This is a genomic window from Winogradskyella sp. (assembly GCF_965656915.1).
Classification (GTDB): domain Bacteria; phylum Bacteroidota; class Bacteroidia; order Flavobacteriales; family Flavobacteriaceae; genus Winogradskyella.
In genome coordinates this window covers 13172-37351 of sequence record NZ_CBFHMI010000001.1, presented here as the reverse complement: position 1 = coordinate 37351, position 24180 = coordinate 13172, and the positions used below count along the sequence as shown (strand labels likewise).

22 protein-coding genes are annotated in these 24180 nt (G+C 33.8%); 8 read left to right on the top strand and 14 right to left on the bottom strand.

What is annotated here, in order from left to right:
- The 5 genes from ftsY to ACTG3Y_RS00155 form a co-directional block, all read right to left on the bottom strand.
- Positions 1-975 carry a signal recognition particle-docking protein FtsY gene (gene ftsY / locus ACTG3Y_RS00175; protein ID WP_439150899.1) on the bottom strand — a complete coding sequence of 325 codons (975 nt, stop codon included), beginning with the start codon at positions 973-975 and terminating at the stop codon, positions 1-3.
- A gap of 139 nt (positions 976-1114) precedes the next feature.
- A complete protein-coding gene (locus tag ACTG3Y_RS00170; protein ID WP_155089338.1) occupies positions 1115-1267 on the bottom strand; it encodes a DUF4295 domain-containing protein in 153 nt (50 codons plus the stop codon).
- Between the two features lie 49 nt (positions 1268-1316).
- Positions 1317-1499, bottom strand: a complete 183-nt coding sequence (rpmG, locus tag ACTG3Y_RS00165; RefSeq protein ID WP_439150898.1) for a 50S ribosomal protein L33 — start codon at positions 1497-1499, stop codon at positions 1317-1319.
- A gap of 28 nt (positions 1500-1527) precedes the next feature.
- Positions 1528-1764 (bottom strand): 50S ribosomal protein L28, encoded by a 237-nt coding sequence (rpmB, locus tag ACTG3Y_RS00160; protein ID WP_439150897.1) that lies wholly within the window; start codon positions 1762-1764, stop codon positions 1528-1530.
- A gap of 79 nt (positions 1765-1843) precedes the next feature.
- Entirely contained in the window at positions 1844-3091 is a 1248-nt protein-coding gene (locus ACTG3Y_RS00155; RefSeq protein ID WP_439150896.1) for a competence/damage-inducible protein A, read from the bottom strand.
- Between the two features lie 95 nt (positions 3092-3186).
- On the opposite strand from ACTG3Y_RS00155, the gene ACTG3Y_RS00150 reads away from it, so the two are divergent.
- Both ACTG3Y_RS00150 and ACTG3Y_RS00145 read left to right on the top strand, forming a co-directional pair.
- The gene (locus tag ACTG3Y_RS00150) at positions 3187-3702 is read left to right on the top strand and encodes an acetamidase/formamidase family protein (RefSeq protein WP_439150895.1); all 516 of its coding nucleotides are present in this window, start codon (positions 3187-3189) and stop codon (positions 3700-3702) included.
- Between the two features lie 62 nt (positions 3703-3764).
- Positions 3765-4217 (top strand): acetamidase/formamidase family protein, encoded by a 453-nt coding sequence (locus ACTG3Y_RS00145; protein ID WP_439151096.1) that lies wholly within the window; start codon positions 3765-3767, stop codon positions 4215-4217.
- Here the strand turns inward: ACTG3Y_RS00145 and ACTG3Y_RS00140 are convergent, their stop codons facing one another.
- Genes ACTG3Y_RS00140 through ACTG3Y_RS00130 form a run of 3 tightly spaced genes read right to left on the bottom strand, consistent with a single transcriptional unit; the run spans position 4218 to position 5947 of the window.
- The gene (locus ACTG3Y_RS00140; RefSeq protein WP_439150894.1) at positions 4218-4559 is read right to left on the bottom strand and encodes an Hpt domain-containing protein; all 342 of its coding nucleotides are present in this window, start codon (positions 4557-4559) and stop codon (positions 4218-4220) included.
- Positions 4560-5171 (bottom strand): fumarylacetoacetate hydrolase family protein, encoded by a 612-nt coding sequence (locus tag ACTG3Y_RS00135; RefSeq protein ID WP_439150893.1) that lies wholly within the window; start codon positions 5169-5171, stop codon positions 4560-4562.
- Positions 5171-5947, bottom strand: coding sequence for an exonuclease domain-containing protein (locus tag ACTG3Y_RS00130; protein ID WP_439150892.1), 777 nt, complete (start codon positions 5945-5947; stop codon positions 5171-5173). Before ACTG3Y_RS00130 ends, ACTG3Y_RS00135 begins: the two co-directional genes overlap by 1 nt.
- 122 nt (positions 5948-6069) lie before the next feature.
- Between ACTG3Y_RS00130 and ACTG3Y_RS00125 the strand changes: the two genes are divergently transcribed.
- Entirely contained in the window at positions 6070-7155 is a 1086-nt protein-coding gene (locus ACTG3Y_RS00125) for an NADH:flavin oxidoreductase (RefSeq protein ID WP_439150891.1), read from the top strand.
- Between the two features lie 176 nt (positions 7156-7331).
- Here ACTG3Y_RS00125 and ACTG3Y_RS00120 read toward each other — a convergent pair whose 3' ends face one another.
- Complete coding sequence (locus tag ACTG3Y_RS00120; RefSeq protein ID WP_439150890.1) at positions 7332-7634, bottom strand: hypothetical protein; 303 nt, start codon at positions 7632-7634, stop codon at positions 7332-7334.
- A gap of 216 nt (positions 7635-7850) precedes the next feature.
- Here ACTG3Y_RS00120 and ACTG3Y_RS00115 point away from each other — a divergent pair, with 216 nt between their 5' ends.
- Positions 7851-8402, top strand: a complete 552-nt coding sequence (locus tag ACTG3Y_RS00115) for a MarR family winged helix-turn-helix transcriptional regulator (protein ID WP_439150889.1) — start codon at positions 7851-7853, stop codon at positions 8400-8402.
- A 216-nt stretch (positions 8403-8618) separates the two neighbouring features.
- Here ACTG3Y_RS00115 and ACTG3Y_RS00110 read toward each other — a convergent pair whose 3' ends face one another.
- The 4 genes from ACTG3Y_RS00110 to ACTG3Y_RS00095 all read right to left on the bottom strand — a co-directional run bounded on the left by ACTG3Y_RS00110 (position 8619) and on the right by ACTG3Y_RS00095 (position 14842).
- Positions 8619-9959 carry a dihydrolipoamide acetyltransferase family protein gene (locus ACTG3Y_RS00110; RefSeq protein ID WP_439150888.1) on the bottom strand — a complete coding sequence of 447 codons (1341 nt, stop codon included), beginning with the start codon at positions 9957-9959 and terminating at the stop codon, positions 8619-8621.
- Between the two features lie 88 nt (positions 9960-10047).
- A complete protein-coding gene (locus ACTG3Y_RS00105) occupies positions 10048-11148 on the bottom strand; it encodes a glycosyltransferase family 2 protein (protein WP_439150887.1) in 1101 nt (366 codons plus the stop codon).
- Between the two features lie 6 nt (positions 11149-11154).
- Positions 11155-11772 (bottom strand): recombination mediator RecR, encoded by a 618-nt coding sequence (gene recR, locus ACTG3Y_RS00100; RefSeq protein ID WP_439150886.1) that lies wholly within the window; start codon positions 11770-11772, stop codon positions 11155-11157.
- An 82-nt stretch (positions 11773-11854) separates the two neighbouring features.
- Positions 11855-14842, bottom strand: coding sequence for a VPS10 domain-containing protein (locus ACTG3Y_RS00095; protein ID WP_439150885.1), 2988 nt, complete (start codon positions 14840-14842; stop codon positions 11855-11857).
- Positions 14843-14919: 77 nt separating this feature from the next.
- On the opposite strand from ACTG3Y_RS00095, the gene ACTG3Y_RS00090 reads away from it, so the two are divergent.
- The 3 genes from ACTG3Y_RS00090 (at position 14920) to ACTG3Y_RS00080 (ending at position 21059) form a co-directional block, all read left to right on the top strand.
- Entirely contained in the window at positions 14920-16362 is a 1443-nt protein-coding gene (locus ACTG3Y_RS00090) for a sodium:solute symporter (RefSeq protein ID WP_439150884.1), read from the top strand.
- Between the two features lie 101 nt (positions 16363-16463).
- Positions 16464-19724, top strand: a complete 3261-nt coding sequence (locus ACTG3Y_RS00085) for a VCBS repeat-containing protein (protein WP_439150883.1) — start codon at positions 16464-16466, stop codon at positions 19722-19724.
- 45 nt (positions 19725-19769) lie between these two features.
- Positions 19770-21059 (top strand): vanadium-dependent haloperoxidase, encoded by a 1290-nt coding sequence (locus ACTG3Y_RS00080; protein ID WP_439150882.1) that lies wholly within the window; start codon positions 19770-19772, stop codon positions 21057-21059.
- A gap of 5 nt (positions 21060-21064) precedes the next feature.
- Here the strand turns inward: ACTG3Y_RS00080 and ACTG3Y_RS00075 are convergent, their stop codons facing one another.
- The gene (locus ACTG3Y_RS00075) at positions 21065-21427 is read right to left on the bottom strand and encodes a CoA-binding protein (protein WP_439150881.1); all 363 of its coding nucleotides are present in this window, start codon (positions 21425-21427) and stop codon (positions 21065-21067) included.
- A gap of 101 nt (positions 21428-21528) precedes the next feature.
- Between ACTG3Y_RS00075 and ACTG3Y_RS00070 the strand changes: the two genes are divergently transcribed.
- Complete coding sequence (locus tag ACTG3Y_RS00070) at positions 21529-24003, top strand: TonB-dependent receptor domain-containing protein (RefSeq protein WP_439150880.1); 2475 nt, start codon at positions 21529-21531, stop codon at positions 24001-24003.
- Positions 24004-24180: the final 177 nt, after the last annotated feature.

Sequence of the window (24180 nt, the reverse complement as noted above, 5' to 3'; positions counted from 1 at the left end):
TTACTTAAAAAATGAATCTACAAACTCATATTTATTAAATACCTGAAGATCTTCAATACCTTCTCCTACTCCGATATATTTTACGGGAATTTGAAACTGATCACTAATACCAATCACAACTCCACCTTTAGCTGTACCGTCCAATTTGGTTACAGCAAGAGAAGTTACTTCTGTTGCGGCTGTAAATTGCTTAGCTTGCTCAAAAGCATTCTGACCTGTAGATCCATCTAATACTAGTAAAACATCATGAGGAGCATCTCCAACCACCTTTTGCATGACGCGTTTTACTTTTGTGAGCTCATTCATTAAGTTCACCTTATTGTGTAATCGACCTGCTGTATCAATAATGATAACATCAGCATCTTGGTTTACACCAGATTGTAGAGCGTCAAAAGCAACTGAAGCTGGGTCTGAACCCATTTCTTGTTTTATCATTGGTATATCTACGCGATCTGCCCAAACTTGTAGTTGGTCAATTGCCGCTGCTCTAAAGGTATCTGCTGCACCAAGCACCACTTTTAATCCTTTCTTTTTAAACTGATAGGCTAATTTACCAATAGTTGTTGTTTTACCTACACCGTTAACACCAACAACCATAAGTACATACGGTGTTTTTTGACCGTCGTGTTGAGCCGGTAACTCTGGAATCGTATAATCCGTATCCTCGCCTGAGTTGGTTTCTGACAACAAACCGGCAATTTCTTCTCTTAATATTTGATTTAACTCAGATGTGCCTAAGTATTTATCCTTCGCAACACGTTCCTCTATACGTTCAATAACCTTTAAAGTCGTATTTACACCAACATCACTGGTCACTAAAACTTCTTCGAGATTATCTAAAACGTCATCATCTACTTTAGATTTACCAGCAACTGCTTTATTTAATTTATTAAAAAACGAAGATTTAGATTTTTCTAAGCCTTTATCTAAGGTTTCCTTCTTTTCAGAAGAAAATATTTTTTTAAAAAAACTCATTGTAATGTATTTGCATTGCTAAAAGCAACAACCTTGCCTTTTTAATAGTACTGCTAAGTTGTCAGATTTGCTCAAATATAGCCATAAAAAAACTGCTTTCAAACGAAAGCAGTTCTATAAATCTATAGCTATGTTTAGCTTATTTTTTGTTTAAAAAGTCATTGACGAATTCTGGTGCCATTACTGATTCTACGAACATGTAAGATCCTGTCTTAGGTGATTTCACCATTTTAATAGCTTTTGTCAAACGCTTTGATCCTGTCTGTAAGGACGCTACTGATTTCTTTGCCATACCTCTTCGAGTTATTTGACATTTGCACTGGCGTGCAAATCTCTAATTATTATTTAATTTCTTTATGAACTGTCATACGCTTAAGAATAGGATTAAACTTTTTAATCTCCATTCTGTCTGGCGTGTTCTTTTTATTTTTTGTTGTTATATATCTAGAAGTTCCCGGCTTTCCAGAAGCTTTATGCTCTATGCACTCTAATATAACTTGTACTCTATTTCCTTTTTTTGCCATTGTATATTGACTTTAGCCTTTTAAGCTATTATTTGTAAAATCCGTTTTCTCTTGCCTTTTTTAACATTGCTGAGATACCAATTTTATTGATAGTCTTTAATGCAGATGTAGAAACTTTTAATGTTACCCACTTATCTTCTTCAGGAATGAAAAAACGCTTTTTCATCAAGTTAGCATTAAACTTGCGTTTTGTTTTGTTCATAGAAAAAGAAACGTTGTTCCCAACCATTGCTTTTTTCCCAGTAAGTTCACAAACTCTTGACATGGTATTCTTTCTTTAAGTATGTTATTTTTTAACAGGATGCAAATTTAAGAAAACTTTACGTTTCAACAAACATATAATTCTACTTTTTTGAAATTTCTTTTTGAAGCATTTCAAAGGCCTTATTTGTTGCCTTCATAATCACTTTCTCTCGGTGATTACTAAAATTAAAAACTTCCGAATACACCTTGTCTTTTGTGGCAATAGCAATCCATACTGTACCAACCTCAGCATCAGAGTCGCCTTTTGTTGGTCCGGCATTGCCTGTTGTGCTTAATCCATAATCGGTATTAAAAAGGTTTCTTACATTTTTGGCCATAGCTTCTGCTACTTCTCTACTTACTACCGAATGCTTGAATATTTCGTCCTCTGGCACATCCAAAACTTCAACTTTAGATTCCGTAGCATAAGTTACAATACTACCTTTGAAATATTTTGAAGCTCCCGCATTTGCTGTGAATGATTGTGCAATTCTGCCGCCTGTACAACTTTCTGCTATAGAAAGCGTTTTTCCTAAATCTGTGAGTCGCTGTCCGATAATGGTCTCTATTGAACTATTATCCTCGAAACCAACAAATATATCTTTGACAAATGGTAATAGGCGTTGTACCTGTCTTTCCATTTCTGACTCAACTTTAATCTTATCAAAAGCTTTTGCAGATAGTCTTAATCTTACTCTACCTAAACTTGGTAAATACGCTAGTTTAATATAATTTGGCAATTGGCCTTCAAATTGCTCTATTCGTCCAGCAATAGCACTTTCGCCTAATCCATAAGTTAATAATGTCTTATGCTGTATGTATGGGAATTTATATTTTTTCCTTAATTGCGGTATAACTTCATCAGAAATTAAGGCTTTCATTTCATAAGGTACTCCTGGCAGCGACACAAAGACCTTGTTCTTTTTCTCCATCCACATACCTGGTGCGGTACCATACTTATTCATTAATACTTTAGACTTAGAGGGTACCAACGCCTGATGACGGTTAATTTCTGAAATAGGTGTTTTTATATATTTTGAAAATAAATGTTCTACATGCGCAAGTACATCTTTATCTTCTATTAACTCATCTTTAAAATATTCACATAAGGTCAATTTCGTAATATCGTCTTTTGTAGGCCCTAATCCACCTGTTATAATGATGATATCAGCATTATCTTCGGCTTCTTTTAAAGCTTTTAGAATATGATCTTTATCATCTTGTACTGACGTAATTTGATAGATAGAAACACCTATCTTATTGAATTCTTTTGCTAAATAAGCTGAATTTGTATCAATAATCTGACCGATGAGAATTTCATCCCCAATTGTTATTATTTCTGCTGTCAAAAGTTGATTTATTTAAATGATAGCTGCAAAGATAATGCTATTAAAAAGTTAATTCATTAATTTTAAACAAGCTTTAATAAAAATCTCAACCAATCATGATCAATAAATCTATTTTTAAAACAGTCGTTTTTTGTATAATAACTTCTTCTTTATTCTATCAATGTGAAGAAAAAAAGGAAACTAAAATCGAAGATAAATTAGAAGTAAAAAACAGCTTAAAACCAGATTTTACACTTACCAAAGATCAGACTCATAATAAATTCAGTAACACTATTGAACCTATACTTACAGTTAAGTCTGGTTCTATAATTGAAGCTTATACTGAAGATGCTAGTGACGAACAGTTTAAACTAGGTTCAAACATTGAAGATCTCAGAAAACTAGATTTTGAACCTATCCATCCTTTAACAGGACCTGTTTTTGTTGAAGGAGCTCAACCAGGAGACGTCTTAAAAGTAACACTACATGAGATTGAATTAGGTGATTGGGGCTGGAATGCCATCTATCCAGGCTTTAGCTTTGTTGCTGATTCTATTAAAGGTGAGTATTTAAGAATTTACGATTTAAAGACGATAAAACTAAAGTTAATTTTAATGATTCTATTCAATTAAAACTTGATCCGTTTCCAGGAGTCATGGGTGTCGCTCCGGCTACATAAGAGTTATTAAGTACCATTCCACCAAGAGCAAATGGCGGAAATATGGATGACCCTAACATGACGGTTGGAACCACGCTTTATTTCCCAGTGTTTGTTGAAGGAGGATTATTCTCTATTGGTGATGGGCACGCAGTACAAGGCTTGGGTGAAGTTTGTGGTACTGCCATAGAAGTTCCGCTAAGAGTGATCTACGAAATTGAGTTGATAAAAGACAAATCAATAGAAGAGCCACAATACGAAACCAAAGATTACTACGCAACCACAGGATTTGGAACTACCATCGATAGTGCCGCAAAAAAAGCGACGCTCTACATGATAGATTATTTAATGAATGAACATAAACTCAGTGAAAACGAAGCCTATGCTTTGTGCTCTTTAGATGGAGATCTTAAAATAGCTGAAACTGTAGATTTACCGCATATGCTAGTTACCATGCATATGTCTAAAGACGTCTTAGGAATAAAATAATTATAAATTAAAATCAGACTTAATCTCAGCAGTTGCATTCTCAACTGCAGTTAATACCTTTTGAAGTTCAAGATCGATATCTTTACCTTCCTGTTCAAATTTGCCCCAATCTTGTACTACAATGAGTTCATCATAAACGCTTAAGCCAAATAATTCAATCGTAGGTTTCATCTTATGAGCTGCCTGATACGTTTCACGATAATCTTTTTCTGGCACTGCTTTTTTAAGTCGTTCAGCATCGTCTGGTACCTCTTCTATAAATGCGGCTGCTAAAGCCAAAACGAAATCTTCATCGTTATCTGCCATTTCCCGAACGCGATCTAATTTGTAATACTCTGCCATCTATTTGATTTTAATCGAAAACATTTCGTGATCTTCAATATATCCTTTTAATTTATCGTTTGCAAAAACCTTACCAACTCCGGCTGGTGTGCCTGTAAATATAATATCTCCAATTTTTAAAGTGAAATATTTTGAAACATATTCTATAAGTTCATTAATCTTCCAAAGCATTAACGCTGTATTACCAGACTGAACAATCTCATCATTTTTCTCCAAACTAAAATTAATTTCGTCAATATTTTCAAATTGTGTTTTTGGTAACCACTTTCCTATTACTGCTGCACCATCAAATGCTTTTGCTTTTTCCCAAGGTAAACCTTTTGCTTTGAGTTGAGCTTGTAAATCGCGAGCAGTAAAGTCAATACCAAGACCTATTTCATCGTAATATTTGTGGGCGAATTTTTTATTGATGTATTTCCCTACCTTTTTAATTTTCACCAATACTTCAACCTCATGGTGAACATCATCAGAAAAATCCGGAATAAAAAAAGGCTGCTTTTTTAGCAGTATGGCTGTATCTGGTTTTAAAAATACAACCGGATCTGTGGGTTTTTCGTTTTCTAATTCTTTGATGTGGTCTGTGTAATTACGACCTATGCAGATTAATTTCATTAGTCTAATTTATTATTAAACTGACGCAATTTAATAGCCGTTAACACTTTTTTAGTATACAATGGAAAGTCGGCATTGAGTAACCAACCAAAATACCCTGGTTCTTGTTCCATCACATCCACCACACGTTTTCCTTTATGTTTACCAAATGAGAAACATTCTTCTCCTTTTTTATTAAAGATTAAAAACCCAGCGAAATCGGCGAACTTTTTGCGTGAGCTAAATTCTGCCAAAAATTTTGTATCGTTTTCTAGAGTATCGTATTTATCTAATTGTGCTTTTAACACTTCGTAAGTCGCTTTTGTATCCGCTTCTGCACTATGTGCATCATCTAAATTCTTATCACAATAGAACTTGTAAGCTGCACTAAGTGTACGCTGTTCCATTTTATGAAAAATAGTTTGCACATCTACAGATTGTGTGTTCTTCATTTCAAAATCTACTTCTGCACGTAGCATCTCTTCAGCTAATAAAGGGATATCGAAACGATTAGAATTAAATCCTCCCAAATCAGAATCCTTAATCATGTTATACACTTCTTTAGAAATCTCCTTAAACGTTGGAGCATCAGCAACATCTGCATCTGATATACCATGGACCAACGTTACTTCTGGTGGAATTGGTATTGTTGGATTCACCCGCTTTGTGTATGTCTCTTCTTTTCCATCTGGATGTACCTTGAGAATTGAAATTTCAACAATTCTATCTTTTGAAATATTGATTCCTGTTGTTTCTAAGTCGAAAAAACAGATCGGCTTATTAAGGTTGAGTTGCATCTAAAATAACTTTTGTGCAAATGTAGGGAGATTTAATAGAATGGGTTTAGTGAATTTCATATTTGAGAATACAAATTTTTAACCGAAATTCGTCATCATAAATATAACCTTCAACTATACAGATGGCAGTAAAACCAGAAACAACAATTGAATTTTCTTGTGGTGCTAAAATGAAAAACCGTTTGATGCTAGCACCGCTTACTAACCAGCAAAGTCATGACGATGGAAGTTTATCTGATAATGAATTGCATTGGTTAACTATGCGCGCCAAGGGTGGCTTTGGATTGGTGATGACATGTGCGTCTCATGTTCAAGAAATTGGTAAAGGTTTTGCTGGTCAGTTAGGTGTCTATTCTGATGCCTTAATTCCTGGTCATAAGAAATTAGCAGCAGAGCTAAATTCTCATGGTAGCCTAGCTGTAATTCAATTACACCATGCTGGTATGCGTTCTCCTTTTGAGGTCATTAAAGAAAAAGCAGTTTGCCCATCTGAAAGCGAAAAACATAATGCCAGGGCATTGTCCTTAGAAGAGGTATTTAAATTAAGAGACGATTTTATCGAAGCAGCTGTAAGAGCTCAGAACTGCGGTTACAATGGTGTTGAAGTACATGGTGCACATGGCTATATTTTAACTCAGTTTTTAAGCTCTAAAATTAATCAGCGAAAAGACCAATATGGCGGATCTTTAGAAAACAGAGCTCGCTTACTATTTGAAATCGTTAATGGTATTAGAAACGCATGTGGTAAAAATTTCTTAGTCGGTGTAAGGCTTTCACCAGAGCGTTTTGGCATGCAACTCTCTGATATTAAAACCGTGAGTCAACAATTAATAGATGATGGCAACATAGACTTTTTAGATCTATCACTTTGGGACTGTTTTAAAACTCCAGAAGAACAACCGGATAGTGAATTGAATATCTTAGAACATATTTTACAATTGCAATATAAAGATGTAAAACTTACCGTCGCAGGAAATATTAGAACTGGTAAAGACGTGCAAAGTATTTTAGATGCTGGTGTTGATTTTGTAACCATTGGGCGTTCTGGAATTTTACATCATGACTTTCCTAAAAAAGTAATTGCAAATCCTCATTTTGAACCTATTGAAAATCCTGTTTCAATAGACCATTTAAAAGCAGAAGGCTTAAGCGACACTTTTATTACTTATATGCGTCGTTGGGATGGATTTGTTGAAAATGCAAAGTAGCGTTGCCAATAGCCCTTAACTTTGTGAAAATTATCAACTAACTTAATTTACTTTTGCTGAAATTGTTTTAGTAACGTTAGATGTAAGACATTGAAACGCTTTTTTATCCGCTAATCATTGTTTCTCATTAAAAAACAGAGCCCTTACAAAACGAAAGAACTCTGTTTAATTAGAAATTATTTTTTAGGAAGAAGTCTTCCACTAACTGGCTCAAGGTCGTACATTACAAATGTCTCGATAATGCTTTCCATATCCTCGTTTTCACCGTGGTCTTCTTTCCCTTCTGCTGTTTCAAGGTAATTATAAAGTGTTTCCTTTTTATCATAAGTTGCCCATACAACAACAGAATTTCTTTCCTCATCGACACTAACCTGATAAGCAAGAAGACCATCAGATTTTTTATCCATTTTCATAGTCGGAGCTTTGGCAATTCTTACTAACTCATCAAGCTTTCCTGGTTTTGCAGTTGATACTGACATAAAAGTGTACTCTGGTTTTTTCATTGATTCTTCCATTTTTTGATTTTCTATTTGTTTACAAGAGAATGACAATAATAGAATTGATAATAATGCTACTTTATTCAAATTCATTGTTATTTATTGTTTTTATAATGTTTCTGATACAAATATATAATTTTATATCAAATACATAATATTTATTTATATTTTTGTTCATTATAATAGTTTATGCACGCTATGGAATTTACATTACTTAAAGATATAATTAAACTTATCGAAGAATATCAAGCCACTAACACCTCTGAAAAAACAGAGGATTTTATTATATGGCTCAACAATAAATTGTTCTCGGTAAAAAAAAGTGACCCACATTCAACTCAAGACGAATTATTGATTGCTTTTAAAATAATGTTGCTAAACAAGGAACTGAAAAAACAGACTAAAAACGTTTTATCCAAATCGAATGTTTCCTCTATTGATGAATACAGCTTTTTATTGCATTTGGATTATCAAGAAAGCTTTAGAAAAATGGAGTTAGTGGAATTGCACAATCTAGAAGCACCAACAGGAATAGAAATTATAAAACGACTTCTTAAAAATGGATTGATTGACGAATTTCCAGATGAGAAAGATAAAAGAGCAAAGAGGATAAAAATAACAAAAAAAGGCATTTCGGAATTATTATCACTTAAACCAAAGATTGATTTAATATTCGATAGATTGACAAAGTCACTAAATCTAAATGAAAAAATTCAAGTTAGTGGATTATTGGATAAACTAATAAAATAAAAAATAAGGAGGCACAACAACGTATATAACTTATAGCTAGTCAGTTGCTTAATCAAAGTTAGGGCATATTTGGAAAGTCGCAAAATTTAAAAATTTGCACGCTACGAGCCATATACAAAACCTTTAAACGGAACTTCAAACAACACATAAAAAAAGCACAGTTGCAAAACCGTGCTTCTGTTTTTTATAGGAATTCTGCCTTGGTAGGTATAAAAACTAAATCTCTCTATTAGAATCCCAAGCCTCTAAATAGTCTTTTACAGCTTTAACAAATTGGCCGCCAAGTGCTCCATTCACCACACGATGGTCGTAAGAATGCGATAAGAACATTCTGTAACGAATACCAATAAAATCTCCTTCTGGTGTTTCAATAACAGCAGGTACTTTTCTAATAGCACCTAATGCCAAAATACCAACTTGTGGTTGATTAATAATTGGTGTTCCCATTATACTCCCAAATGTACCAACATTGGTTACCGTGTAAGTACCACCTTGTATATCGTCTGGGTTTAATTTATTTTCTCTTGCTCTTTTAGCTAAATCATTAACTTTTTTAACCATCCCAAATAGATTTAACTGATCTGCATCTTTTATTACTGGTACAATTAAGTTTCCATCTGCCAATGCAGCAGCCATACCAAGATTAATATGTTTCTTTTTAATGATGCTATCTCCTTGAACAGCGATATTAATCATAGGGAAGTCTCTAATAGCTTTTGCTACAGCTTCCATAAATATCGGTGTAAACGTCAGGTTTTCACCTTCACGCTTTTTAAAATTGTCTTTGTGCTTATTTCTCCAATTCCGGATTTTAGTTACATCTGCTTCAATAAACGATTGCACATGCGCAGAAGTTTGTACAGAATCTACCATGTGTTTTGCAATGAGTTTACCCATTCGGCTCATTTCAATAATCTCATCATCACCAGAAGCTAATACAGAAGTTTCAACTGCCTTTTCCTGAGTTTTTGCAGAAGAAGGAGTTTCTAATTTTGGTTGTTCACCGGCTGGTTGTGTAGTTGCTTCAGATTGCGGCGCAGAATCTCGTGATTCTAAATAGGCTTTAATGTCATTTTTAGTGACACGACCATCTTTGCCTGTTCCAGGAACTGAGTCTAGTTCTGCTTGAGAAATACCTTCTTTTTTAGCTATGTTTTTTACCAATGGAGAATAAAAACGATCACCAGATGATTTTACTGGTGCAGCAGTTTCTTTTGCTGCAACAACAGTCTGAGCAACCTCAGCAACTGCTTTTGGCGTTTCTTCTTTTACTTCTGGTTCTGCAGCAGGTGCTTTTACTTCAGCGGTATCATCACCTTCTATTTCTATGACAGCAATCGTTTGCCCAACCTGCACCACATCGTCTACGTTGAATAGTTTTTCTACTAAAACACCATCTACTTCGCTAGGTACTTCGCTATCTACTTTATCTGTTGCAATTTCTAAAACTGCTTCATCTGCTTCTATTGAATCACCAACGTCTTTAAGCCAAGAGGTAATTGTTGCTTCTGCAACACTCTCACCCATTTTAGGTAACTTAAGTTCAAACTTTGCCATTTCTATAATTTAAAGGTCTTTATTAGCTAATTGAATGCAAAATTAATAAAAAAACAGATGTTTTATTGATTTTTATTCAACTAAAAATTTAGAAGTGCAGTACTTGTCCTCTTCCAACACTACTGTCACTACCAAGTATAAAAGTACTATTTTTTGGTAAAATTCTAAATGAATTCGATTTTGAAGCACTGTTAGATTTTATATAATCGATAATCGTCTTATAATTAAGGTAATCCGCATCAAGTATCACTAATGTATTTTCAATGTCATCCGGAAAACTTGATTCTAAAAAGCAAGGCAATTCTAATACACCTTGTAATGCTTTAGGAATAGTAGAGGACACTAATATAGCATTTAATGTGTTGTTTTCATTTATTTCAGGGACAGTTCTCCCTTTTTTTGAAGCTAGTTTGGTACTCATTCTTACCAAAGCAGAAAACATAACATTCTTCTTAAAGTGTTTTTTATAAAAAATTTCCATAGCTTCATAAAAACGCCTTGCATATACCTTATCCTTTAACGTACTTTCACCCTTAAAATGAATTATAGTTACCTCTCCAAAATAATAATTATTGTAACCTGCCTTTAGCATTTTGAATGACAAATCGATATCCTCACCATACATAAAATAGTCTTCATCAAAGCCACCGACCTTATTATAAACCTCTCGTTTTATCACCATAAACGCGCCAACTAATACATCCGTTTTACCGCAATCATCTTTGTCTAAAGCTAGATTATAATAATTTTCTGCGTAACCAATCATCTTCTGAAAGGCAATTTTCGCTGTGGGAACATTTCTTTTGCTCTCAGGAAGAAATTCACCTTTACCATCTATGAGTTGGCATCCTACAATTCCTATATTTTGTTTAGATGTAACAAAATTCAAAAGTCGAACAAAGATATCTTCAGCAACAACAGTATCCGGATTCAAAATACAAAAATAGTCACCTTTAGCTTCGGCAACACCAATATTGTTTCCTTTTGAAAAACCCCAATTTTCCTGATTCTCAATCAGCTTTACACCAGGAAATACTGATTTCACCATTGCACAACTATCATCAGAAGACTTATTGTCTACAACTATAATCTCTGCATCAATATCCTTTGTCGCCGCTAGAACACTACTGATACATAGCTGCAAAAAGTGGCTTACGTTATAATTAAGAATGACAACCGATAATTGCAAAGTCTGTTATGATTTTAATGATGCCTCAAAAGGTATTCTATCAATAATACTACGTCCTAAAGTGATTTCATCTGTATATTCTAGTTCATTACCTGCTGCAACTCCACGAGCAATTGTTGAGGTAGCCACTTCAAAATCCTGAATTTGTCTAAAAATATAGAAGTTAGTAGTATCTCCTTCCATGGTTGGACTCATAGCAAAAATGAGTTCTTTAACTTCACCTGTTTTAACTTTCTGAACCAGAGAATTTATATTTAAATCTTGTGGACCAATACCATCCATTGGAGATATTTTACCACCCAAAACGTGATATAAACCTTTGAAAGAACTTGTGTTCTCTATTGCCATGACATCTCTAATATCTTCAACGACACAGATCAATTCTTTATTGCGATTAGGATTTGCACAGATCTCACAAAGTACCTGATCGCTAATATTATGACATGATTTACAAAAATTAATTTCTGCTCTAACTTTTGATAATGCGTTTGCTAATTGAAAGGTTTGATTTTCTGGCTGTCTCAATAAATGCAAGACTAATCGTAAAGCGGTACGCTTACCAATTCCTGGTAATTGTGCCATTTCATTGATCGCATTTTCTAAGAGTTTAGACGAAAATTCCATAAGTACGAAGTTACAGATTTTAGAAATAAAAAAGCCCAATTATAACTATTTTACAACTGGGCTTTGCGATAAGTTTTAAATACTATTTTAAAATCAATTTTTTAGTGATTTCGCCTTGAGAACTATTCAATTTCACAAAATACATTCCAGAGCCAAATGAAGACACGTCAATGTTCAAACCATCAATAAGATTCACGCTTTTCCCATAATACATTAGTTTACCTAAGGTGTTATAAATTCTAACGCTAACATCTTCTGGTTTATTCCATTTTAAATTAACTTCACTTGTCGCAGGATTTGGATATAATTCTAAATTATTGAATTCAAAATCAGTAACACTTAGACTTTCGTCATAAACGTTTGATCTCCAAAGCCCTCTTCCGTAGGTCGCGGCATAGATTCTATTGTCTGCCGTATTTATTTCCAGCTCGTTTATTCTCACATTAGGTAATCCATTATTAAACGGTGTCCATGTATCGCCTAAAACGTTATCTGTATAATATACCCCATAATTCATGCCCACATATAGACCATCCTTTCCATTATTTTGCCAAGTCAATGCTTGCGAAGCGAAGTTTGGTAAATCCCAACGGTTAGATGTCCATGATTGACCACCATCTATACTCACATATACTTTCTGACTATCTGTAGTAGCTATTGCTATTTTATCTGGTTTTGTAGGATGTATAGCTATTTCATTTATTCTACCACCATTTAGATTTAGTGTTGATTGCGTCCATAGTAATCCACCAGTTGTAGTATACCAGAACTGACCATTAATGGCTAAATACATTATGTTATTAATAGATGGTGCTACTTTAAAATGATCAATGTTAGCTCCGAAATTTTGCGATGCTGCTACCCAAGACGTTCCTCCATTAGTCGATTTAAACACCTGATTGTATGCCACATAAACTGTATTTGGCGTGATAGGATCTTGCTCAAAAGGCACAATCCAATTCCAGTTACCATCTCCCGCAGGATTTGATAATCCAAATCTACTCGCACCACCATTAGTTGTTTTATTTAAACTTCCAAATTGTACAGTACCATACAATACCTGAGAATTGTTTTTATCTACAAATCCTTCCATTCCATCAGCCCCTAACCAATCTGTCCAGTTACCATCAGCACTTAAAACTGAGGTGCCGTTATCCTGAGAACCACCGGTTACTACAACTGGATCAGTTTGACTCACACCAATTTTGTAGAATTGTCTAATTCCCATTCCTGCTGTTAAATCTGTATAATAATTTGTGTTAACTAAAGTTGGATTATCAGCTCTGAAAATTCCACCGTCACTACCTACATAAAGTTTAGCATTAACACCTGTTCCTGCAAAATGCATAATGTCTACATCAGCATGGCAATAGCCAATATTTAGACCTGCTGCTCCACCTGGTGTCCATTGTGATGTAATACCAAATGTTAAACCACCATTAGTAGATCTCCAGGTGTTTATTCCTGCAATATGAACATCGTTCACATTATTTGGATGCACTACAATATCCATATCTCTTGGTGCCTGACCTCTACTATCCAAGCCATTAGAATCATAACCAAAATAATTAGTGGTTCCATGATTAATTTTTGTAAAAGTTGTCCCGCTGTTGGTTGATTTATGGAAACCTCCAAAAATACTACCTGCTGCTTCTAAAACATAAACTACAGAAGGATCATCTGCAGATACTCCAATCATTTTTGGTCCAGAAGCAAACTCATTTGGAGCTGATTCAAAACCATCCGAAAATACAACTCCTAAATTATTAGCCTCGACTGAAACATCATCTAGTGTTATACCTCTTCCATAGTTCGCAGTACCTTCAAACGCGATATAATAATCGCCTGATACATTTGGGAGACTAAGCGTAATATCTGCCCAGTTTGTAACTTCTGAAGAATAATTTGCCAATTCTACCCAATTTCCACCAGCAGAAGTTTTATAAAGTACTTTAACCGTATCTTGGTCTCCTTCCCAATTCACCTGTGTATATGAAAACTTTAACTCTGGATTAATTGCACCCGACAAATTCAAAGATGGTGATATTAATCTTGTTACAGGAGATGAGAAATTTCCAATATAAAAGAATGCCATAGCATTACCTGTTTTAGGTAAAACTGTAGAATTTTGATTAGAACCAGACGTTGTCCAGTTATTAGTGCCTGATACAAACTCCTGAGACCATCCACCTAGTCCGTCACTAGTATTAAAGGTATTACCTCCATCAGTTGAAATGAAAAACTGTTCCCCTGACGCATAAACAGTATTTGGATCACCTGGCTTAAATTCTACGTCATAACCTGTCGTTGCACTTCCGTTTATTATAGTCCAATTTGCACCACCATCTGTCGATTTATATAATCCACCACCTTGAGCACTACAATACATTTTTGATGTGTCTGTTGGGTGAATTAATATTTTATTTACGGTTCCTCCGCCGGATAAATCTCCGTGCAAAGTCCAGGTTGAACCACCATTTGTAGACTTAAATATTGAACCTCCTGTAGAACCCCAATAATAAGTCTGACTATCTAAAGGATCAATAGCTAAGGCGTAGACATCAATATTAGCAAGATTATCGGTTAAAACAACCCACGTTGTTCCTCCATCCATACTTTTCCACACTCCACCTGTATTGGCTCCAGCAATAATATGGCTTAAGTTATTCTCATCAATCGCTAAAGAAGTAATACGGCCTACACCTGGATTCCATCCTGCAGTTGCATTCCAATAGGTAGGTCCCATATCTTCCCAAGTACCAACAACAGTTCTGGCAGCTAAACCTTCGTCATTTATTCTGGCACTATAATTCTGTAATTCGTTATAATAAAACTCTGGAGATTTTAATTTTCCTGTTTCGTCCATAGCACGTTCTGCAAAATATTGCCATCTTCTAAATGGTTTATATCCTGTACCGCGTTCTCTTCCAACGGAATCAAAGTGTCTTTCCGCTATTTCTACAATATATTCTACAGTGTGAGTTCCTTCAGCTATTAAGTCTTGATAGTTTTGAGAATAGGTAAACGAAACAAGCATTAATAACGCTGAAAAAAGGGCAATCTTTTTCATAAATCTAATTTTTTAAGTAGCTATTTTTTCCAAATGTACTATTTTTCATAAAATTTTCTAAACACAAGGCTGTATTTATGACACCAACTTCTATTCTTATTTTAATTGTTTGCTACTTTGCTGTGCTTGTTGTCATTTCATATTTTACAGGAAAAGAAGATTCTAACGCTGCCTTTTTTAAAGCCAATAAATCGGCCCCTTGGTATCTTGTAGCGTTTGGTATGATAGGTGCATCGCTATCAGGCGTTACTTTTATTTCTGTTCCAGGAGCTGTAGAAGCCAAAGAATTTGGCTATATGCAGGTGGTTTTTGGATATTTCTTTGGTTATCTCATCATCGCTTATGTGTTACTTCCCTTGTACTATAGACTTAATTTAACATCGATATATACTTATTTAAGAGATCGTTTTGGTAATGTGAGTTACAAAACGGGTTCAGTAGCATTTTTAATATCGAGAACTGTAGGCGCATCTTTTAGATTATTTCTTGTCGCTAAAGTATTACAGCTTTTAGTTTTTGATTTATATAATATTCCTTTTACCATCACCGTAATAATTACTATTGCTCTAATTTGGCTATACACATTTAAAGGAGGAATAAAAACCATCATATTTACAGATACGCTTCAAACCCTTTTTATGTTGGTTTCTGTAGTGGTAACTATTATATTTTTAGCTTCTGCACTAGGCTTGGATAGTGTTTCTGATATTATAACAAACGCTAAGGATAGTAAATTAAGTAAGGTATTCTTTTTTGGCGATACTAATGACGCTCAATACTTCTGGAAAAGTTTCTTATCTGGAATATTCATTACTATAACAATGACAGGTTTAGACCAAGATATGATGCAAAAAAATCTTACCTGTAGAAATTTAAAAGATGCTCAAAAAAACATGGTGACATTTAGTATAATATTAATTTTTGTCAATATTCTCTTTTTAGTACTTGGGCTTATGCTAACACAGTATGCTGAAGCTCATAATATTTTGGCGACCAAAGATGATTTATTTCCTACCATTGCGATGCTTCCAGAAATTGGAATTGTCATCTCGGCATTCTTTTTACTTGGTTTAATAGCAGCAGCTTACTCTAGTGCAGATTCTGCTTTAACATCTTTGACGACTTCGTTTTGCATTGATATTATTGGTATTGAGAAGAAACCAGAGCAAGAACGTAAACGCATTAGAAAACAAATTCATGTGGCGTTTAGTATTGTTTTGGTTATAGTAATCATATTATTTGATCTCATTTTTAAAGATGTTTCAGTTATCTGGGAGCTCTTTAAAGCAGCAGGTTACACATACGGTCCGTTATTAGGATTATTCGCCTTTGGATTATTAACTAAATCTCAAATTAGAGACAAGTATGTCTGGATAATTGCTATTGCAGCTCCTATTCTATCTTATGTTTTAAATCTATATTCAAAAGATCTTTTTGATGGTTATGAGATTGGGTTTGAAATTCTTATTATTAACGGATTAATTACATTCTTAGGTTTACTTTTCATAAAGAAAAAGTAATAAGTACGACTAAAGCTAAGAATAGTCATACAGACCGTATTCAAAGTCGCCAACCATAAATATTTAGTATATTTGCCATACACCATTTATCATTTGTTTACATGAAAAAATTAGGTCTACTTTTAGCTGTATTATTTTTTAGTTTTGGGTGTTCAGAAGATCCTAAAACAACAAGTGACAAACCCAATTATCTTCTCTCTAAAGTTTCTGAGTCTGACTCAGGAATAGATTTTGTAAATCTTATAACTGAAGACCCACAACATAGCATTATTAACTATATTTATTATTATAACGGTGGCGGAGTTGCTACAGGAGATATTAATAATGATAATTTACCAGATTTATTTTTTGTCTCTAATATGGGTGACAATAAATTGTACCTAAATAAAGGTGATTTAAAGTTTGAAGACGTTTCTGAGAAAGCCAACATCAAAGGCAATGCCAGCTGGCAAACCGGAGCAACGATGATAGACATAAATAATGATGGACTCTTGGATATTTATGTATGTGCTGTTTCTAATCTTTTAGATTTTGAAGGGCATAATGAATTGTATATTAACAATGGTGATGGTACTTTTACAGAACGCGCTAAAGAGTACGGTTTAGATTTTACAGGTTATTCCACTCAAGCTTACTTTTTTGACTATGATAAAGATGATGATTTAGACGTATACATCGTAAATCATGCCGTACATACAACACTATCTCATGGTAGAGCAGAACTGCGGAATAAACGTGCTCCTTTGGTTGGAGACGTATTATTAAACAATAACAATGGTAAATTTACTGACATAAGTGAATCGGCCAATATATATGGTGGTGTTAATGGCTATGGATTAAGCGCTACCGTAGCAGATTTTAATAACGATGGTTGGGATGATATTTACGTTTGTAATGATTTTCATGAAGATGATTATTATTACCTAAACAACCAGGACGGTACTTTTAGAGAAAGTCTCGGAGATGCCTTTACAACAATTAGTAGATTCTCAATGGGTAGTGATGCTGCTGATATAAATGGTGATGGCTTTCAAGATTTGATGACGCTAGATATGCTTCCTAAGGATGAGCGTATCTTAAAAGAAACAGAAGGTGATGATGCCATGTTCAATATGCAAGTGCATCTCACTAATTTAGGCTATAAAGACCAGTATTCCAGAAATATGCTTCAAATCAGTAATTCTGGAGACCATTTTCAGGAAACTGCCTTATTTAATGAAGTAGCAGATACCGATTGGAGTTGGGCACCACTATTTGCAGATTTTAATAATGATGGTCATCAGGATTTATTTATCTCTAATGGCATACTTCGTAGACCTAATGGATTAGACTTTAGAAAGTACGTATCAAGTGCGTTTAAAGGCAGGTCAGAAAGCGAAGGATTAGAATGGCTCTTTAATTCTATAAGTGAAATGACAGGTGGTGAAGTGTCAAATGAAATTTTTCAAGGTGACTCAAAAAAATTCAGTAATAAAACTGGTAACTGGATAGAGGATAAACCAAACTTATCTAACGGAGCTATTTATGTTGATTTAGACTTGGATGGTGATTTGGATATTGTAACCAATAACTTTAATGAAGCCGCTGGTATCTATACAAATACAACAAACGATAGCAATAATTTCATTATGCTAGACTTTCAATATAAAGGAGCTAATAAAGAAGGTATTGGAACCAAAGCCATTCTTTATAACAAAGGAAAACAACAATTAAAACAGTTATTCAAATCCAGAGGATTTTTGTCATCATTAGAGAGTAAATTACATTTTGGAATAAATAATGCCGAAACCATTGATTCTATTAAAATCATTTGGCCAAATAATGAGTATCAGACTTTAAAAGGTTTAGATATTAATCAGTCACTAAAAATTACATATGCTCCAACAGAGCAATTCACAGAGCAATTCTATGATTACAACAAATCATCTAACAACACTTTCTTTAAAAAAGAACAACTGATTAGTTATAAACACCAAGAAGATAATTACAATGATTTTGTGGAACAAAAATTAATCCCATATAAGATTTCAATGCAAGGTCCTGCAATGGCCGTTGCAGATATAGATAATAATGGCTTTGAAGATATTTTTATGGGAAATTCTTCGGGACAAGCAGCTGTTTTATATATGAATTCTGGTACAGGATTTTCTCAATCACAACAAATCAATTTTGAAGAAGACAGGGCCTTTGAAGATAATGATGCGGTATTTTTTGATGCGGATAATGATGGAGATATGGATCTATATGTTGGTTCTGGTATCACCGAATCTAAAGATGATGTACTACAAAATGATAGATTATACATTAACAACAATGGAAAATTTGAAAAAACTGAAGGTCAGATTCCTAATAACATCCTAGTAACATCTTCCGTAGCGGCTTATGATTACGATTCTGATGGTGACACCGATTTGTTCATCGGCAACCTTGCTGACTCAAAAGACTTTGGTAAAAATGTATCGTCTTACATACTTAACAATGATGGTACAGGAAAATTTTCTATAGATACTAAATTAGAACTATCGACTAAGGTTAGTGCTGCCGAATGGAGAGATATTAATGGAGATGGCACAAAGGATCTTTTAGTAGCTACAGAATGGGACCCACCAAAAATTTACAGGAACATTAATGGTTCTTTAGATTTATTAGACGTACCTGAAAACATGAATGGACTATGGCAATCAATCTCTACTTTTGATATTGATAGCGATGGTGACCAAGATATCCTTTTAGGAAATTGGGGACTTAATACGAAATTCAACCTGAATTTTGATGGTCCACTAGTTATGTATCACTCAGATTTTGATGAAAATGGTGTAAATGAAACTTTAATTGCCTATAATAAAGACGGTAACTATTATCCATTGAATTCTAAAGATGAATTGGCAGCTCAGATGAACGTGATTAACAAGATTTATATTGACCATAAATCTTATGCAGGTAAAACTATTGAAGAAGCCATTACTAAAGGATCTTTGGATTTAGCAGAAAAATTTGAAGCTCACAAGTTAGCGTCAGGCTATTTAAGAAATGATGGTGGTTCATTTGCTGAATTTATTAAATTCGATGCTGCTTTTCAACTCGCACCAATAAACACATTTTCAACTCTAACAATGGGTAAAGAAAGTCAATTATTGGTTGGTGGTAATTCTTATAAGGTAAACACCTATCATGGGTCATATACTGCATTGAAAGGCCTCTTAGCAAAAGATGCGACTAATTACAAGTCTGTTGAGACATTAGGCATGGATCCTTTTAATCAGCAGATAAAACAAATTGAAATTATTAAAATGAAGAATAAGCAAATCATATGTGTGCTTTCAAATAATGATGAGCTTAAAATTTATTCATTTCAAGATTAATTTATGCAACTAAAACATTTCATACTATTTGTATGCGCTTGTAGCATGTTATTGACATGCAAAAAAAACATACAGCCCATTACCATTGACACAGACGATTATCATAACGTTGTCGATAAATTAACTGAAGTTATGATACACGATATATTCTCGCCACCTGTTGCGAGTAGACTTTACGTATATCCTAATATTGCTGCATATGAAGTACTTAATCAAAACAGCACAACTTATAATTCTCTGGTGAATCAATTAAATGGCTTAGATGAATTAAAATCTAGCCAAAACGAGAATACTACAAATTTAAAACTGGCATCAGTTATTGCTTATTTGGATGTCGCTAAAGAACTTGTATTTTCTAAAGAACGTATCGAAGCTTATAGAGACAGTTTATATACAAATTGGAAAGCCTTAAACCCTGATGCATTTAATTCTGCTAAGACTTACGGTTTAGAAATTTCTGAACAGATAATAACCTGGATGAACGCGGATAATTATGGTAAAACACGTAATATGCCAGATTATAATATCTATACAGATGATGAATGGCGTTGGGAACCTACTCCACCTGCTTACATGAAAGGCATAGAACCGAATTGGAATAAATTACGAACTTTTGTTTTAGACTCAGCAGCACAATTTAAACCTATTCCACCGCCAAAATTTTCTTTGGAAGAAGGCACACAGTTCCATAAAGAGTTAATGGATGTATTTCATCTAAATAATGAAATTAGAGCCAAAGGAAATGATTGTGAAGAAATACAAATCGCGAGGTTTTGGGACTGTAACCCTTTTGTTTCCGTAAATAAAGGACACTTTATGTTTGCAGAAAAAAAGATTACACCTGGTGCTCATTGGATTGGTATCTGTAAAATTGCTTCAAAACAATCAAATTCTGACTTCGAAAAAACTGTTTACGCTTATACCAAAACGTCTATCGCTATTGCAGACGCTTTTATTAGTTGTTGGGATGAAAAATACCGAAGCAATCTGGTACGGCCAGAAACACTAATAAATAAGCACATCGATTTAGAATGGGCTCCTATTTTGCAAACACCACCTTTCCCAGAATATACAAGTGGGCATTCCGTGGTTTCTGGTGCCTCCTCAGAAGTATTAACTGAGATTTTTGGTGATAATTTTGCATTTGATGATACTACAGAATTACCATATGGCTTACCAATGCGAAGTTTTAAGTCCTTTAGATTAGCTGCGCAAGAAGCTGCTGTAAGTAGACTTTATGGTGGTATTCATTATAAAGCCGCAGTAGAAGTTGGTCTTGACCAAGGTATTCTTGTAGGGAAACTGGTAAACTCAAATATCTCGTTTCTTAAATAATGATTTTAATATTGATTAGTAGCTAACAAGACTAAAGTACATGCCACTTCGACCTCAATATTATTAGCTCTCAAGATTGTGTATAATTCAGGGTTCTCCGTTCCAGGATTAAAGATAACGCGCTGTGGTTGCAAACCTACCAAATAGTCATAATACGCTTCCTGACGTTTAGGATTTAAATAAAGAGTCACTGTGTCAATATCAGTATATAGTATAAGTTCTGTATCAATTTCAACATCATTTACAACACCACTCCGTAGCCCTAAGGCTTTAACTTCATGATTATAATTTCGTAATCGGTTTATTGCAATATTTGAGTAACGCCGTGGTTTTAAAGAAGCGCCAAGAACTAAAGTTTTTTTCTTCATATGTTAAAAAATTGTTAAGCTCTGTTAATTAGAGTAACATGATGTAAAAATAGTCGTCTTAATTCTAAGAAACTATCAATCAATCAAAAAACAATCAAAAAATGAAGCATTTCTTCGTAATGCTTTTAATGGTCTCATCAGCCATTTTAAGCGCACAACCCAGTTCAAATTCAGAAATTAAATATGGTTCTATTTCAGGCCGAATAATGGACACCGAACTCAATGAACCACTGCCTTATGTCAATGTAATTATTAAGGATAATAATGACAAAATCATTACAGGTAGTATCACAAATAATGATGGAACTTTTAATATTGTAAAAATACCAGAAGGTATTATTAAAGTTGAAATTAAGTTCATTGGATACAAAACCATTGAAAAAGAAGTAAACATAGGTAAAAATGGCTATAAAATAGATGTAGGTGACATATACCTTCAGGAAGATGCCGAAAACTTAGATGAAGTTGTCGTTGTGGCAGAAACTTCGACTATTCAACAAAAAATAGATAGAAAGGTCATTAATGTAGGTAAGGATTTAACAACATCTGGACCAACAGCATCAGATATTATGAATAATATTCCATCTGTAAATGTAGATCAGCAAACAGGTGATATAGCCTTACGAGGTAACCAAAACGCACAGGTGATGGTAGATGGTAAATTATCTAATATACCTGCAGCACAATTATTAAAGCAGTTGCCTTCAACATCTATAAAACAGATTGAATTAATTACTAATCCATCTGCAAAATATAATCCAGATGGTATGAGTGGCATCATTAATATTATTCTTCATAAAAATATCAATGTAGGTTTTAATGGTAATGTTAATTTCGGACTTGGTTATCAACTTGTTCCAAAATTCAATAGTTCTATTGATATGAATTATAGAAACGGTAAACTCAATTTCTATGGGAGTTATGGAAATAACATTTCTGAAAACGCCAATTTTGGAATTCTAGAACAAACCGAATCTGATCTTACACAATTATTTGATATCACGGACGAACGAAATTCTCATTTATTTAAAGTTGGTGTAGATTATTACATTAATGAAAAAAACACCTTTTCAATTTTTACAAATCAAAATATATTTGATGGTGGAGCACTTGGAGAAACCGAATTGATTTTTGGTAATAATTCTAGTAATAATCAAATTCAACTATTTGATAATAACAATCAAAATAATAGTCAGCAATATAATGTCAATTACAAATTAGATTTTGATAAAGAAGGTCATAATATTGAGCTTGAAGTAGATCACAATATTTTTGACAATGATGTTTTTACAGATAATAATTTTAGTGGCATAGGAAGCAGACCAGACTTCGATGAATTCACAGATGTGGAAAGAACAAGAACCGAATTAAATCTAGACTATGTCAATCCTTTATCAGAATCTGCAAAACTAGAAGTAGGTTTACAGGCGCGTTTATTTGAAAATGAAATTGACTATTTTTCTAATGCACGTTTACAGAATCAATTGGGTGCATACATTCCATCCGCAACTAATTTTAATTATGAAAGAAATATTTACTCTGCATATGCTAGTTATAGCAAAAAGTTAGAAAAATGGTCTTATCAACTCGGCTTGAGAGCAGAATCGGTAAATGTAAACGCACTAGCTTTAGACACAGACCTTACCAATAATATAACAAGTGAATTTCCTTTCGAAAATGATTATTTTCAAGTGTATCCTTCAGCTTTTGTAACTTATGAAGCCTCAGAAAAAAACTCGTATCAGTTTAGTTTTAGTCGTCGAGTAGATAGACCAGGTGTTGGTCAGGTAAATCCAATACCAGAATTTAACACACCTCTGATTTCTCAATTTGGAAATCCAGAATTAGAACCTCAATTCACTAATTCTTTAGAAGTAAACTATACGCGAAATTTAGAAAAAGGAAGCATTACTGCAGGCATTTTTTACAGACTTATTGAAGATGAAATAAATCAAGGAGTCTTTGTAGATAGGTCAACTTTAGGAAGTGGTAGAGTGATATTAAGAATAGATAACTTTGATAATACATCTGCTTATGGGTTTGAAGTTTCCGGTAACTACAGACCAACTAAATGGTGGAGTTTTAATGCTAGTTTTGATTTATATGGTCGTAAGCAAAGAGGATTTGCTGAACAATTAGATCCATCCATACCAAACCCTACAGAAAATGACATAGAATTAAATAAAGTTGAAGTAGATAACCTAATCTATAATTTTAGAATATTCAACAATTTTAAGGCAACTAAGAAATTGTCATTTTCAGCTTTTGCCATGTATCGCGGAAAGGATACAGGTCTAAACTTTGAGATGGACCCTATGTATTTTGTCAACTTAGGGATGAGATATAGCTTCTTAGAGGAAAATAGAGCAATATTTAGTTTAAACTTTAATAATGTTTTTGATACGCAAGAAATAAATATTTTAAGTGAAAGACCGTTTAGACAAGAAGTAAATTTTGTACCAGAATTTAAAACAATATTTGCAGGTTTATCTTATCGTTTTGGAGGTGGCAAATACAGAGCTAAATCAAGAAAACAAAGAGATAATGATGAAAAATCAGGCAGTGGATTTTTATAATAAAAAAACTGTCACAAATAATATAATTTATGGTCTTTAATAGAGTATTAGGATATTTAATAGCCGACAGAAATAGTTGATGGTTAGTGTTAATGTTTGTCTATTAAATAAAGAAAACCCGAAACGTCTTGTTTCGGGTTTTTGTTAAAGTTTAGCCAAATGTGTTAAAGTTTGAAA

Excerpts from the sequence above, each read along its gene's own strand:
- ftsY (WP_439150899.1), bottom strand. The coding sequence starts at position 975 with ATGAGTTTTTTTAAAAAAATATTTTCTTCTGAAAAGAAGGAAACCTTA.
- ACTG3Y_RS00170 (WP_155089338.1), bottom strand. The coding sequence starts at position 1,267 with ATGGCAAAGAAATCAGTAGCGTCCTTACAGACAGGATCAAAGCGTTTG.
- rpmG (WP_439150898.1), bottom strand. The coding sequence starts at position 1,499 with ATGGCAAAAAAAGGAAATAGAGTACAAGTTATATTAGAGTGCATAGAG.
- rpmB (WP_439150897.1), bottom strand. The coding sequence starts at position 1,764 with ATGTCAAGAGTTTGTGAACTTACTGGGAAAAAAGCAATGGTTGGGAAC.
- ACTG3Y_RS00150 (WP_439150895.1), top strand. The coding sequence starts at position 3,187 with ATGATCAATAAATCTATTTTTAAAACAGTCGTTTTTTGTATAATAACT.
- ACTG3Y_RS00140 (WP_439150894.1), bottom strand. The coding sequence starts at position 4,559 with ATGGCAGAGTATTACAAATTAGATCGCGTTCGGGAAATGGCAGATAAC.
- ACTG3Y_RS00135 (WP_439150893.1), bottom strand. The coding sequence starts at position 5,171 with ATGAAATTAATCTGCATAGGTCGTAATTACACAGACCACATCAAAGAA.
- ACTG3Y_RS00130 (WP_439150892.1), bottom strand. The coding sequence starts at position 5,947 with ATGCAACTCAACCTTAATAAGCCGATCTGTTTTTTCGACTTAGAAACA.
- ACTG3Y_RS00125 (WP_439150891.1), top strand. The coding sequence starts at position 6,070 with ATGGCAGTAAAACCAGAAACAACAATTGAATTTTCTTGTGGTGCTAAA.
- ACTG3Y_RS00120 (WP_439150890.1), bottom strand. The coding sequence starts at position 7,634 with ATGTCAGTATCAACTGCAAAACCAGGAAAGCTTGATGAGTTAGTAAGA.
- ACTG3Y_RS00115 (WP_439150889.1), top strand. The coding sequence starts at position 7,851 with ATGGAATTTACATTACTTAAAGATATAATTAAACTTATCGAAGAATAT.
- ACTG3Y_RS00110 (WP_439150888.1), bottom strand. The coding sequence starts at position 9,959 with ATGGCAAAGTTTGAACTTAAGTTACCTAAAATGGGTGAGAGTGTTGCA.
- recR (WP_439150886.1), bottom strand. The coding sequence starts at position 11,772 with ATGGAATTTTCGTCTAAACTCTTAGAAAATGCGATCAATGAAATGGCA.
- ACTG3Y_RS00095 (WP_439150885.1), bottom strand. The coding sequence starts at position 14,842 with ATGAAAAAGATTGCCCTTTTTTCAGCGTTATTAATGCTTGTTTCGTTT.
- ACTG3Y_RS00090 (WP_439150884.1), top strand. The coding sequence starts at position 14,920 with ATGACACCAACTTCTATTCTTATTTTAATTGTTTGCTACTTTGCTGTG.
- ACTG3Y_RS00085 (WP_439150883.1), top strand. The coding sequence starts at position 16,464 with ATGAAAAAATTAGGTCTACTTTTAGCTGTATTATTTTTTAGTTTTGGG.
- ACTG3Y_RS00080 (WP_439150882.1), top strand. The coding sequence starts at position 19,770 with ATGTTATTGACATGCAAAAAAAACATACAGCCCATTACCATTGACACA.
- ACTG3Y_RS00075 (WP_439150881.1), bottom strand. The coding sequence starts at position 21,427 with ATGAAGAAAAAAACTTTAGTTCTTGGCGCTTCTTTAAAACCACGGCGT.
- ACTG3Y_RS00070 (WP_439150880.1), top strand. The coding sequence starts at position 21,529 with ATGAAGCATTTCTTCGTAATGCTTTTAATGGTCTCATCAGCCATTTTA.